This is a genomic window from Streptomyces polyrhachis (assembly GCF_042663125.1).
GTDB lineage: Bacteria > Actinomycetota > Actinomycetes > Streptomycetales > Streptomycetaceae > Streptomyces > Streptomyces polyrhachii.
This window is the reverse complement of sequence record NZ_JBHSZO010000010.1, coordinates 63633-76401: the sequence shown is the minus strand read 5'-3', so window position 1 is coordinate 76401 and position 12769 is coordinate 63633. Positions and strand designations below refer to the sequence as shown.

Annotated in this window: 9 protein-coding genes; all 9 read right to left on the bottom strand. The window is 71.5% G+C overall.

What is annotated here, in order from left to right; all coding sequences use genetic code 11:
- Window positions 1-33: 33 nt before the first annotated feature.
- Complete coding sequence (locus ACFQLX_RS08875; protein ID WP_386413594.1) at window positions 34-1431, bottom strand: NAD(P)/FAD-dependent oxidoreductase; 1398 nt, start codon at window positions 1429-1431, stop codon at window positions 34-36.
- Between the two features lie 136 nt (window positions 1432-1567).
- Window positions 1568-2359, bottom strand: coding sequence for an ABC transporter permease (locus ACFQLX_RS08870; RefSeq protein ID WP_386413592.1), 792 nt, complete (start codon window positions 2357-2359; stop codon window positions 1568-1570).
- Window positions 2359-3294, bottom strand: a complete 936-nt coding sequence (locus ACFQLX_RS08865; protein WP_386413591.1) for an ABC transporter permease — start codon at window positions 3292-3294, stop codon at window positions 2359-2361. Before ACFQLX_RS08865 ends, ACFQLX_RS08870 begins: the two co-directional genes overlap by 1 nt.
- Complete coding sequence (locus ACFQLX_RS08860) at window positions 3291-4433, bottom strand: ABC transporter ATP-binding protein (protein WP_386413590.1); 1143 nt, start codon at window positions 4431-4433, stop codon at window positions 3291-3293. The genes ACFQLX_RS08865 and ACFQLX_RS08860 overlap by 4 nt, the downstream gene beginning before the upstream one ends.
- A 3-nt stretch (window positions 4434-4436) precedes the next feature.
- Window positions 4437-5684, bottom strand: a complete 1248-nt coding sequence (locus tag ACFQLX_RS08855) for a polyamine ABC transporter substrate-binding protein (RefSeq protein WP_386413589.1) — start codon at window positions 5682-5684, stop codon at window positions 4437-4439.
- 92 nt (window positions 5685-5776) lie between these two features.
- Window positions 5777-7300, bottom strand: a complete 1524-nt coding sequence (locus ACFQLX_RS08850) for a gamma-aminobutyraldehyde dehydrogenase (RefSeq protein WP_386413588.1) — start codon at window positions 7298-7300, stop codon at window positions 5777-5779.
- A gap of 161 nt (window positions 7301-7461) precedes the next feature.
- On the bottom strand, window positions 7462-8427 hold the full coding sequence (locus ACFQLX_RS08845) for a hypothetical protein (RefSeq protein WP_386413587.1): 966 nt from the start codon (window positions 8425-8427) through the stop codon (window positions 7462-7464).
- A 187-nt stretch (window positions 8428-8614) separates the two neighbouring features.
- Window positions 8615-10936 (bottom strand): ATP-binding protein, encoded by a 2322-nt coding sequence (locus tag ACFQLX_RS08840; protein WP_386413586.1) that lies wholly within the window; start codon window positions 10934-10936, stop codon window positions 8615-8617.
- A gap of 329 nt (window positions 10937-11265) precedes the next feature.
- Window positions 11266-12714, bottom strand: coding sequence for a gamma-aminobutyraldehyde dehydrogenase (locus ACFQLX_RS08835; RefSeq protein ID WP_386413679.1), 1449 nt, complete (start codon window positions 12712-12714; stop codon window positions 11266-11268).
- Window positions 12715-12769: the final 55 nt, after the last annotated feature.

Genomic DNA, 12769 nt, shown 5'->3' with positions numbered 1-12769 from the left:
CGACCGGCTGTCGTGCGGACAGCGGGGGCGGGCTCAGGAGTCGAAGCCGAGCCCGACCCGGTCCATGGCCCTCAGCCAGAGGTTGCGTCGGCCCTCGCGCTCGTCGGCGCGGGCCAGGGACCAGGTGGTGAGGGCGATGCCCGCCCAGGCCAGCGGCTCGGGCGGGAAGGGGATCGGCTTGCTGCGTACCATCTCCAACTCCGTGCGCTCGGTGCGCTCCCCCGCCAGCAGGTCGAGCATCACCTCGGCGCCGAAGCGCGAGGCGCCGACGCCCAGTCCGGTGTAGCCGGCCGCGTAGGCGACGCGGTCGCGGTGGGCCGTGCCGAAGAAGGCCGCGAAGCGCGAGCAGGTGTCGATCGCGCCGCCCCAGGCGTGGCTGAAGCGCAGGCCCTCCAGCTGCGGGAAGGTCTCGAAGAACTGCCCCGCCAGCTTCAACTGGCTCGCGGCGGCGTGCTCGTACTCGGCGCGGACCTTGCCGCCGAAGTGGTAGAGCGCGTCGTAGCCGCCCCACAGGATGCGGTGGTCGGCGGTGATGCGGAAGTAGTGGAAGCGGTTGGCGGAGTCCGACAGCCCCTGGCGGTTGCTCCAGCCGATCGAGGCCAGCTGCTCGGCGCTGAGCGGCTCGGTCATCAGGGCGTGGTCGTAGACCGGTACGACGTAGGGCCGCACCCGGCGCACCAGGTTGGGGAACACGTTCGTGCCCAGCGCCACCCGGCGGGCGCGCACCCGGCCGTACGGGGTGGTGGCGGCCATGCCCGCGCCGTCCCGGGCCAGGGCGGTGGCGGGGGTGTGCTCGTAGATCCGCACCCCCAGCTCCAGGCAGGCGCGCTTGAGGCCCCAGGCCAGCTTCGCGGGGTGGAGCATGGCGCAGCTGTCGCGGTGGGACAGGCCGCCCAGGAAGGTGGGCGAGTCGACCTCCGCCCGCACGGCGTCGCGCTCCAGCCACTCGCCGCCGTCGAAGCCCAGCGCGCCCGCCTCCTCGGCGAAGGAGCGCAGCTCCGCCACCTGGTACGGGGCGGTGGCGACGGTGATCTCACCGCTGCGCTCGAAGTCGCAGTCGATGCCGTAGCGCTTGACGGCGTCCCCGATCGCGTCGAGGTTGCGCGCGCCCAGCTCCTCCAGCCGGTGCAGCTCCTTGGGCCAGCGGGTGAGGCCGTTGGGCAGGCCGTGGGTGAGGGAGGCGTCGCAGAAGCCGCCGTTGCGGCCGGAGGCCGCCCAGCCGATCTCCTCGCCCTCGACGAGTACGACGTCGCGCTCGGGCTCGCGCTCCTTGGCGATGAGCGCCGTCCACAGTCCGCTGTAGCCGCCGCCCACGACGAGGAGGTCGGCCTGCTCCTCGCCGACCAGCGCCGGGAGGGCGGCGGGCCTGCCGGGATCCTCCAGCCAGAACGGCCGGTAGGTCGCTTCCGCGAGGGATCGGGCAGGATTCATGTCTTTCACAACCCTTGGGCGTGTGTCCGAATCAGAGGTGCTGCGGGTGGGGCTCCCGGTACGGCGAAGGGCTCCGGGGATTGCCCGGAGCCCTTCACCGTACCGGCGTCTGCGGGGCCCGTACGGACGCCGCCGCCTAGGTGCGCGCCTTGCGGCGGCCTCCCAGCAGCTGGGCGCCCAGCACGAGGGCGACGGCGATGAAGAACATCGCCGAGCCGATGACGTTCACCTGGACCGGGATGCCGCGCTGGGCGGCGCCCCAGACGAACATCGGGAAGGTGACCGTCGAGGGGCCGGAGTTGAACTGCGTGATGATGAAGTCGTCCAGCGAGATCGCGAAGCTGAGCATCGCGCCGGCGGCGATGCCGGGCGCCGCCAGCGGCAGCGTGACCCGCAGGAAGGTCTGCAGCGGACCGGCGTAGAGGTCGCGCGCGGCCTCCTCCAGTCGCGGGTCCATGCTCATGACCCGCGCCTTGACCGCGACCACCACGAAGCTGAGGCAGAACATGATGTGCGCGATGAGGATGGTGGTGACACCGAACTCGATGCGCATGTTGAGGAAGAGCGTGCCGAGCGAGGCCGCCATCACCACCTCGGGCATCGCCATCGGCAGGAAGATCAGGCCGTTGGCGGCGCCCTTGGCGGCGAAGCGGTAGCGGGCCAGCGCGAAGGCGGCGAAGGTGCCCAGCAGGGTGGCGCCGATGGTGGAGACCACGGCGATCCACAGGCTGAGGGAGACCGCGTCGCACATGTCGGCGACGCCGCAGGGGTTCTGCCAGGCGTCGGTGGAGAAGGTGTTCCACTCGTAGTTGTAACGGCCCTTGGGGTCGTTGAAGGAGAACACCAGCACCACGACGTTGGGCAGCAGCATGTAGGCGAGCGCCAGCGTGCCGACGAGGACGATGACGTTGCGTCGTATCCAGCTCATCAGACCAGGTCCTCCGTTCCCGCGCGGCGCATGTAGACGGTCACCATGATCAGGATCGCCGCCATGAGGACGAACGACATGGCCGCGGCCGTCGGGTAGTCCAGCACGTTGAGGAACTGCTTCTGGATCGCGTTGCCGACCATCTGCTCGCTGGGGGAGCCCAGCAGCTGGGCGTTGATGTAGTCGCCCGAGGCCGGGATGAAGGTGAGCAGGGTGCCCGCCACCACGCCCGGCAGGGAGATCGGGAAGGTCACCTTGCGGAAGGTCGTCGCCGGACTCGCGTAGAGGTCCTGGGCGGCTTCCATCAGCTTGGGGTCGATCCGCTCCAGCGAGGTGTAGAGCGGAAGGATCATGAACGGCAGGAAGTTGTACGTCAGTCCGCAGACCACGGCCAGCGGGGTGGCCAGCACCCGGTCGTCGGTCGTCAGGCCGACGAGGGCGGTGACGTCCAGGACGTGCAGCCGGTCCAGCGTGGAGACCAGCGGGCCGCTGTCGGAGAGGATCGTCTTCCACGCCAGCGTGCGGATCAGGAAGCTGGTGAAGAAGGGCGCGATGACCATCACCAGCAGCACGTTGCGCCAGCGGCCGGCCTTGAAGGCGATCATGTACGCCAGCGGGTAGGCGATCGCCAGGCACAGGGCGGTGGCGACGGCCGCGTAGGCGAAGGAGCGCAGGAAGTGGCCGCTGTACTCGTTGAGCGCCTCGGTGTAGTTCGACCACTCCCAGGTGACCTGGAAGCCCTTCTCGAACGACCCGGACTGCACGGAGGTGGAGGCCTGGTAGAAGAGCGGGGCGACGAAGAACACCGCCAGCCAGAGCACCGCCGGCAGCAGCAGCCAGTAGGGGGTGAGCCCCCGGCGCCGGGGCGGCTGCGCCCCGGCGCCGGCCGCGGGCGCCGCGCTTGCGGGGCCCGCGGGAGCCGCGAGCGCGGTCACAGCGCGTCCTCCCCCGTGCCCGCGTCGATGTCCTGCCGGCCGTCCAGGCCGAAGGTGTGCTGCGGATCCCAGTGCAGGACCACCTCCGCGCCGGGGGCGAAACCGCCGCGCTCCACGTTCTGCGCGAACACCGCCAGCTCCTGGCCGTACGGGCTGCTCACCACGTACTGGGTGGAGACGCCCGTGAAGGAGGCGTCGACCACCGTGCCGGGAAGCATGTTGCGACCCTGGGGGACGCGCGCCGCGTCCGCGCGTCCCACCATGGCTATCTTCTCGGGACGGATACCTGCGAGCACCTTGGCGCCGGGGTTCGCCGCCGCCGCGTGGGTGCGGGACGCCGGCAGTGTCAGCTTCGCGTCGCCGACCTGGAGCAGCAGCTCCTCGCCGCTCCTCCAGGCAACCTCGGCGGCGATCAGGTTGGACTGGCCGAGGAAGTTGGCCACGAAGGCCGTCTTCGGGTTCTCGTACAGCTCCGCCGGTGCGCCCAGTTGCTCCACCCGGCCGCCGTTCATCACCGCGATGGTGTCGGCCATGGTCATGGCCTCCTCCTGGTCGTGCGTGACGTGCACGAAGGTGATGCCGACCTCGGTCTGGATGTGCTTGAGCTCCAGCTGCATCTGGCGGCGCAGCTTCAGGTCGAGCGCACCGAGCGGCTCGTCCAGAAGCAGCACCTCGGGCCGGTTGACGACCGCGCGGGCCAGCGCGACACGCTGCTGCTGGCCCCCGGAGAGCTGGTTGGGCTTGCGGCGGGCGAGGTGCCCGAGCTCGACGAGCTCCAGCACCTCCTCCACCTGCTTCTTCACGGACCGCACACCGCGGCGCCGCAGGCCGAAGCCCACGTTGTCGAACACGTCCAGATGCGGGAAGAGCGCATAGCTCTGGAAGACCGTGTTGACGTGCCGCTTGTGCGGCGGCAGGGCGGTGACGTCCTGCTCGCCTAGCAGCACCCGACCGGTGGTCGGCCGCTCCAGACCCGCGATCATCCGCAGGGTCGTGGTCTTGCCGCAGCCGGAGGCACCCAGCAGGGCGAAGAACGAGCCCTGCGGAATGGTCAGGTCCAGCGGGTGTACGGCGGTGAAGTCGCCGAAGGTCTTGCTGACACCGGTGAGAGTGACACCGGCCTTGGTGCTTGCAGCCATCTACTAGGCCCCGATCAACTTTGCGAACTTGTCCTCGTATGCCGAGGCCTTGGCCTCGTCGAGGTTCATGAAGACGTGACCGCCGTTGATCATCTTCTCGTCGGGGATGATCAGCGGATTCGTAGCGAGCGACTCGTCGATCTTGGCGAGTTCCGGCTTGACCCCGGCCACCGGGCAGATGTAGCTGACCCAGGCGGCCAGTTCGGCCGCGTTCTTCGGGTCGTAGTAGAAGTCCATCAGCTTCTCGGCGTTGGCCTTGTGGCGGGCCTTCACCGGGATCAGCATGTCGTCGGTGGAGTAGAGGTAGCCCTTCTCCGGGATGAAGAAGCCGATGTCCTCGTTCTCCGCCTGCATCTGCACCACGTCACCGGCCCAGGCCAGACAGGCGGCGATGTCGCCCTTGCCCAGCTCCTCGATGTAGTCGTTGCCGGTGAAGCGGCGGATCTGCTTGGAGTCGACCGCGCTCTGGACGGTGGCGAGCGCGGCCGCGAAGTCGTCGTCCGTGAACTTCTTGGAGTCCTTGCCCATGTCCAGCAGCGTCATACCGATGGTGTCGCGCATCTCGGTGAGCATGGCGACCTTGCCCTTGAGCGAGGCGTCGGTGAGCAGCTGCGTGACGCTCGTGACGTCCTTGCCGCCGGTGGCCTTCTTGTTGTACGCGATCACCGTCGACAGTCCGGTCCACGGGACGGTGTACTGCCGGCCCGGGTCGTGCGCGGCGTTGCGGAAGCGCGGCTCCATGTTGGTGACCACGTTCGGCGTGTTCGCCGGGTCGATGCGCTGCGCCCAGCCGGAGCGGATGAAGCGGCCGGCCATCCAGTCGGTGAGGACCACCAGGTCGCGGCCGGTGTCCTGGCCGGCGGCGAGCTGCGGCTTGATCTTGCCGAAGAACTCGACGTTGTCGTTGATGTCCTCGGTGTACTTGACCGAGATGCCGGTCTCCTTCTGGAACCTGTCCAGGGAGGGACGCTTGTTCTCGTCCTTGTCGTCGACGTCGATGTACAGCGGCCAGTTGGAGAAGACGAGCTTCTTCTCCGCGGCGGAGAAGTCCTTGTCCTTGGGCTTGTCGTCGTCGGCTGCGTTGGAGGCGCCGTCGGAGCCCGGTATGCCGCAGCCGGCCAGCACGGTACCGGCGGCTATCGCACCACCGGCCGCGAGGAAGCGGCGGCGCGTGCTCGCGGCACGCCCGTTGCTGACACTGCGCTCCCAAGCCTTGGCGATGGGCTCGGGAAGTCCTGCGAACAGATCCATGAATCGGCCTTCCAGGGGGAAGTAACAGGGGCCGTGGGGGGTGTTCGTGAGAGACACCGTGTGGGGGGTGTTCGTACGGAGAAACGCGTCGCTCAGAGAGCGAAGATCGTACGGTGCCAGGGCTTGTGTACGGCACCGGATGTGTCCTGCATCACATGTTTGATCTGGGTGTACTCCTCGAAGGAGTACACCGACATGTCCTTGCCGTAGCCGGATGCCTTGGAGCCGCCGTGCGGCATCTCGCTGATGATCGGGATGTGGTCGTTGACCCAGACGCAGCCCGCGCGCAGTTCGCGCGTGGCCCGCCCCGCCCGGTAGACGTCCCGGGTCCAGGCGGAGGCGGCAAGTCCGTAGGGGGTGTCGTTGGCCAGCGCCAGGCCCTCGTCGTCCGTGTCGAAGGGCAGCACGGCGAGCACGGGCCCGAAGATCTCGCTCTGTACGACCTCGCTGTCCTGGGCGGCGTCCGCGATCAGCGTGGGCTCGTAGTACGCGCCCTTCAGCCCCTCGGGGATCCGGCCGCCGGTGACGATCCGCGCGCCGCTCTCGCGGGCGCGTTCGACGAAGGCGGCGACCCGGTCGCGCTGGGCGTAGGAGATCAGCGGGCCCAGGTCGGTGGCGGGGTCCATCGGGTCGCCGAGGCGGACGGCGGCCATCAGCTCGGCGACACCGGCCACGAAGGCGTCGTGGAGCGGGCGCTGGACGTACGCGCGGGTGGCGGCGGTGCAGTCCTGGCCGGTGTTGATCAGCGAGGCCGCCACGGCGCCGTGCACCGCGGCCTGGAGGTCGGCGTCGTCGAAGACGACGAACGGTGCCTTGCCGCCCAGCTCCAGGTGGAGGCGCTTGACGCCGGCGGTGGCGACCTCCGCGACGCGCCGGCCGACGGCGGTGGAGCCGGTGAAGGAGGTCATCACCACGCCGGGATGGCCGACCAGGTGCTCGCCGGCGTCGCGGCCGGCGCCGCTGACGACGTTGACCACGCCGTCCGGGATGCCGGCCTCGGTGGCCGCCCGGGCGAACATCAGCGCCGTGAGCGGCGTCAGCTCGGAGGGCTTGAGCACGATGGTGTTGCCCGCGGCGATCGCCGGGAGGACCTTCCAGGCGGCCATCTGCAGCGGGTAGTTCCACGGCGCGATGGAGCCGATGACGCCGAGCGGCTCGCGCCGCACGTAGGAGGTGTGGTCGCCGCTGTACTCGGCGGCGGCCTGGCCCTGCAGGTGGCGGGCGGCGCCGGCGAAGAAGGCGGTGTTGTCGATCGTGCCGGGCACGTCGAACTCGGTGGTCAGCCGGATCGGCTTGCCGCACTGCAGCGACTCGGCGTACGCCAGGTCGCCGGCCTGCGCGGCGAGCACGGCGGCGAAGCGGTGCAGGGCGTCGGAGCGCTCGCCGGGGGTGGCGGCCGACCAGCCGGGGTAGGCGGCGGCAGCGGCGGCGACGGCCTCGTCCACGTCCGCGGTGGAGGCGAGTTCGTAGCGCAGGACGTCCGCGCCGGTCGCCGGGTCCACGACGGTCTGGAAGCGGCCGGAACCGCCTGCGCGGAGCCGGCCGCCGATGTACTGCGCGCCCGCGGCGAAGCGCGCGGCCACGTCGAAGGCGGGGGCTGCGGGACGAGGTGCCATGAGGGAGGTACTCCGGGATGTCGAATCGGCCGGGGTTGAAGGCCGATCCTGGCAGGCGGAGTGACGTCCGGCAAGGGATTCCGTTGTCTACTTTTGATTACACGACGAATTCAGTCTTCCTACCGGTCAGTAGCCTTTCAATCCGCCGCTCAGTCCGCCGCTCAGTCCGCCACTTCGGCGTAGGGGCGCAGCGACCACTGCAGGCAGCGGCGCTGGAACTCCTGCTCCTCGCCGAGCGCCGACAGCCGCTGGCGGCCATACGTACGTACGTCCCTCGGCAGCCGCACCGCGGGCCCCCCGCCGATCAGCAGCTGGTGCAGCCGCAGCCCCTCGAAGGCCCGCTCCGCCGCCTCGGCGCCGAGCCGCTCGTCGGTGCAGACCACCTGCGCGTCGCGCAGGGTGAAGGAGCCGGGGAAGACACTGCAGCGGGCCCAGAGCAGCCGCTGCCCGGGAGTGCACAGCCGCAGGCTCCAGCGCAGCGAGTCGCCGAGCGTGCGATGGCGCTCGGGGCCGTGCTCGGGCCCGTTGCCCAGTTCGAGGGCGCGCTCGGGGCGGGAGAGCAGCGCGAGCAGTTCCTCGGCGGAGCTGCGGCCGAGCCGGCGCGCGGCGGCCTGCGCGGCCAGCGGCAGCCCGTCGAGCAACTCGCAGATCTCCCGCACCGGTTCGGCGCCCTCGTCGACCCGGCGCGGGGCGCTGAGATGGAAGATGCGCAGTATCTCGTCGAAGGGCAGCGGGTCCAGCCGCACCCGGGCCGGGGCGTCCACGGGGATCCTGCTGGTCATCAGCGCGTGCAGCAGGGGCTCCTCCCGGACCATCTCGGCGAGCGTCTCGACCGTGGCCCCCGCGACCCGGTCGCACGTCTCCACCACCAGCACCACCGGCCGGCGCCCGCCGCGGCAGCCGCGCAGGGTGTAGCCCAGCCAGCGGGGCACGAGGGCGGGGTCGGCCAGGGCGGCGAAGTCCACCAGCCGCACCTGCGGCCGGGGCTGCCAGGCGAGCCGCCGTACCACCTCGCCGGCCAGCGCGCTCTTGCCCGCGCCGCCGGGGCCGGTCACGGCGACGAGCCGTTCGCGGCGCAGCAGTCTGTCGACCTCCTGGCATTCCGCCCAGCGCCCGATCACGCCCATGGTCTTCCACCTCCGCGGCGTACCGCCCTAGGCGTCCACCATCGGCCGCCGCGGAGGGTCCGGGCATCGGTCACAGGGGAAGATCGGTATACGTACGTTCGGGGGCGGGGCCCGGGACGTACCTAGAGGCGGCCCCGCGCTCCGCGGATCGCCGACCGCCCGGGGCATCGGCCGCCCCGCTCGCGGATCAGCGCGCCTGGTCGCCCGTACGCACCACGGCGGCGTCCGCGCCCAGCAGGGCGGCGATCTCGGAGCGGGAGGAGAAGCCGAGTTTGGCGAGGATGTGCTCGACGTGCGCGTCGGCGGTCCGCTTGGAGATCACCAGCCGCTCGGCGACCTCCCGGTTGGAGAGCCCCTGCGCCACCAGCTCCGCCACCTCGCGCTCGCGCCGGGTGAGCGCGCCGGGGCCGCTGCCCCGCTGGGCGGCGACGGCCGCGCCCTTCTCGGGCAGCGTGTCCAGATCGCGCACCGCGAAGGCCGTGGCCTGCGAGCGGGGCAGCGCGCCGCCCTGGCGGTGGAGCTGTCCGTAGCGCTCCTCCCCCAGCTCCCCGCGGGCCTCGTCGGAGAACTTCCCGTGCATGGCGATCATCCGCGGATTGCCCAGCAGGCGCCGCTTGCCGACCAGCGCGGCGAGGGTGTCGGAGGCGCCCAGCAGCCAGGCCGCGCGGCGGTGGCGGCCCTCGCTGACGGCGACCCAGCCCAGCATGGCCAGGGTGTTGGCGATGCCCAGGATCTCGTCCAGGGAGTCCTTCAGCGCCACCGCCCGGCGCAGCGCCTGCCCGGCCTCGGCGATCTCGCCGCGGGTGAGGTGGGCCATCCCGCGCGACATGTACACGAAGCCCATGAGGAAGCACTCCTCGGTGTCCTCGCCCAGCAGCTCCACCGTCTTGTCGAAGGCCTCCAGGCAGTCCTGCGGGCGGCCGGCGAAGGCGGCGGTGATGCAGATGCGGGTGGTGACCAGCGCCAGTCCGTTGGAGTCGCCCACCGCGATCATGCGCCGCCGGGACTCCTCCAGCACCTCCCGGCCCTCCTCGTCCTCCCCCGCGTAGGCCAGGGCGGCGCCGCGACCCAGCAGGGCGCGCGCCAGCAGTCCCTCGTCGCCCAGCTCCTCGGCGATCTCCAGCGCCTCGTCGGCGGCGCGGCTGGCGGAGGCGTGGTCGCCCTGGTAGACGGCGAAGGTCGCGTACCAGGCGAGCGTCCTGGCGCGCTCCGCGGTGCGCCCGGGCTCCAGCGACAGGGCCCGGTCCATCCACCGGGTCGCCTCGGCGGGCCGGCCGCCGCAGAGCCAGAAGAGCCACATGTCGCCGGTGAGGCTGACGAGTTCGCCGCACTGGGAGGCGTACTGCAGGGCGACGCGGAGGTTGTCGGCGTCGTCGAGCATCGCGCGGTAGAGGGCGGTCTGCCGGGAGGTGAAGCCCCCCTCCTCACACTCGCGCAGGCGCTCGCGGTAGTGGGTGACATGGCGGCGGCGGGCCTGCTCGCGACCGCCCTGGGCGGCCAACGTCTCGGCACCGAACTCGCGGATGGTGTCCAGCAGGCGGTAGCGGGCGGAGTTCTCCCCGGCACGCAGCACCACCGACTTGTCGACCAGGCCGATGAGGTGCTGCAGGACCGATTCAGCAGGCAACTGCTCATCGGTGCAGACCGACTGCACGGCGGCCAGGTCGAAGGTGCCGGCGAAGACCGACAGCCGCGCCCACAGCATCCGCTCCTGGGGCGTGCACAGCTCGTGGGACCACCCGATCGTGGTACGCAGCGTCTGGTGGCGCGGGAGGGTCGTCATCCGGCCCCCCTCCAGCAGCGCGAAGGTGTCCGAGAGCTGCGTCACCAGCTGCCCCAGCGGGAGCGCCCGCAGCCGTACAGTGGCCAGCTCGATGGCCAGCGGGATGCCGTCGAGCCGCCGGCACAGGGCGAGGGCCTGCGCCCGGGTGGTCTCGTCGAGGGCGAAGCCCGGCATAGCGGCCCGGGCCCGCGCCACGAACAGCTCCAGCGCACCCCCGCCGGTCTCGCCGTCGGGGGCGCCCGGTCCGCCGTCGCCCCCGGACCCGGCGACGGGCAGCGGCAGCGGGGGGACGGCCAGGACGTGCTCGCCGGGGACGTCGAGGGCCTGGCGGCTGGTGGCCAGGATGGTCAGCCCCGGGGCGTGGGGCAGCAGCAGGTCGGCGAACAGGGCGCAGGCGTCCAGCAGATGCTCGCAGGTGTCGAGCACCAGCGTCATCTCGCGGTCCGCCAGGTAGTCCACCACGCCGTCGATCTGCGGGCGGTCGGACTGCTCGGGCAGGCCGAGCGCCTCGGAGACGGCGTGCGGCAGCAGTTCGCTGCTCTTGACGCCGGAGAGCTCGACGAAGGTGACGGTGCCGGCGGCGGCGACCTCGGCGGCCCCGCGCAGCGCGAGGCGGGTCTTGCCCACCCCGCCCGGTCCGACGAGCGTGACCATCCGCGCCTGGTCCAGCAGGGCCCGCAGCTCGGCCAGTTCGGTCGTACGGCCCACGAAGCTCGTCACTTCCACGGGCAGTTGCCTGATACGCCGTCCAGCGGTCGCGAACGTCATTCCACCCCACCTGCCTCGCCCGGTGCGAACCCTCGCGGTCCGTACGGAAGTCCGCCCCCTCGTGCGGGGCCGGGACCCACTCCGTGCGGATGTCCCACCACCGAGCGTAGTGGGAGCGGACCGTCCCGCGGGCCCATACGGCGTCTCCGGGTCCGGCTCCCCGCCGCGCTACCGCGGCGGGGCGCGAGATGGTAGAGGGCCGCAAGGCCGCGGCCCCCGCGGAGTCACCGCGGGGGCCGCGGCCTTGCGGCCCTACCCGGAAACGGCCGATGGGGCCGGTCAGACGCTCACAGGGCCGTCATGACGTGCTTGATGCGGGTGTAGTCGTCGAAGCCGTAGGCCGAGAGGTCCTTGCCGTAGCCGGACTTCTTGAAGCCGCCGTGCGGCATCTCCGCGACCAGCGGGATGTGGGTGTTGATCCACACGCAGCCGAAGTCGAGCGACTTGGACAGGCGCATCGCGCGGGCGTGGTCCTTGGTCCACACCGAGGAGGCCAGCGCGTACTCCACGTCGTTGGCCCACTGCAGGGCCTGCGCCTCGTCGGCGAAGGACTGGACGGTGATGACGGGGCCGAAGACCTCGTTCTGGACGATCTCGTCGTCCTGCTTCAGGCCCGAGACGACGGTCGGGGCGAAGTAGTAGCCCCGCTCGCCGACGCGGTGGCCGCCGGCCTCGACCTTGGCGTGGGCCGGGAGGCGCTCGACGAAGCCGGCGACGCGCTCCAGCTGGCCGGCGTTGTTGAGCGGGCCGTAGAGGGCGTCGTCCTCGCCGGGGCCGGTCTTCGTCTCGGCCGCGGCCTTGGCCAGCGCGGCGGTGAACTCGTCGTGCACCGACTCGTGGACGAGCACGCGGGTGGCGGCCGTGCAGTCCTGGCCGGCGTTGAAGAAGCCGGCCACGGCGATGTCCTCGACGGCGCCGGCGATGTCGGCGTCCTCGAAGACGAGGACCGGGGCCTTGCCGCCCAGCTCCAGGTGGACGCGCTTGACGTCCTTGGCGGCGCTGGCCGCGACCTCCATGCCGGCGCGCACGGAGCCGGTGATGGAGGCCATGGCGGGGGTGGCGTGCTCGACCATCAGGCGGCCGGTGTCGCGGTCGCCGCAGACGACGTTGAAGACGCCCTCGGGCAGCACCGAGCCGAGGATCTCGGCGAGCAGCACGGTGGAGGCGGGGGTGGTGTCCGAGGGCTTCAGGACCACGGTGTTGCCCGCGGCGAGGGCCGGGGCGAACTTCCACACGGCCATCATCATCGGGTAGTTCCACGGCGCGACCTGCGCGCAGACGCCGACCGGCTCGCGGCGGACGAAGGACGTCATGCCGTCCATGTACTCACCCGCGGACTTGCCCTCCAGCATGCGGGCGGCGCCGGCGAAGAAGCGGAGCTGGTCGATCATGACCGGAAGCTCCTCGGAGGCGGTCAGCTCCCGGGGCTTGCCGGTGTCGCGGCACTCCGCGTCCAGCAGCTCCTCGCCCCGGGCCTCCAGCGCGTCCGCGATCTTCAGCAGCGCGAGCTGGCGGGCGGCCGGGGTGGTGTCGCGCCAGCCGGGGAAGGCGGCCGCGGCGGCCGCCATGGCGGCGTCGACGTCGGCCTCGCGGGACAGCGGCGCGGTGGCGTAGACCTCGCCCGTGGCGGGATCGACCACCTCGGTGGTCCGCCCGTCGGCGGCATCCCGGAACTCTCCGGCGATGTAGTTGCGCAGCCGGCGCAGTTCAGTGGTCCCAGTGGCCCCAACAGGCACAGCAGGCACAGCGCCCCTCCTCGTTCGTCGTCGCAGCGGCCACCAGCGCGGTCCG

Coding starts and splice junctions, on each gene's coding strand:
- ACFQLX_RS08875 (WP_386413594.1), bottom strand. CDS start 1,431: ATGAATCCTGCCCGATCCCTCGCGGAAGCGACCTACCGGCCGTTCTGG.
- ACFQLX_RS08870 (WP_386413592.1), bottom strand. CDS start 2,359: ATGAGCTGGATACGACGCAACGTCATCGTCCTCGTCGGCACGCTGGCG.
- ACFQLX_RS08860 (WP_386413590.1), bottom strand. CDS start 4,433: ATGGCTGCAAGCACCAAGGCCGGTGTCACTCTCACCGGTGTCAGCAAG.
- ACFQLX_RS08855 (WP_386413589.1), bottom strand. CDS start 5,684: ATGGATCTGTTCGCAGGACTTCCCGAGCCCATCGCCAAGGCTTGGGAG.
- ACFQLX_RS08850 (WP_386413588.1), bottom strand. CDS start 7,300: ATGGCACCTCGTCCCGCAGCCCCCGCCTTCGACGTGGCCGCGCGCTTC.
- ACFQLX_RS08845 (WP_386413587.1), bottom strand. CDS start 8,427: ATGGGCGTGATCGGGCGCTGGGCGGAATGCCAGGAGGTCGACAGACTG.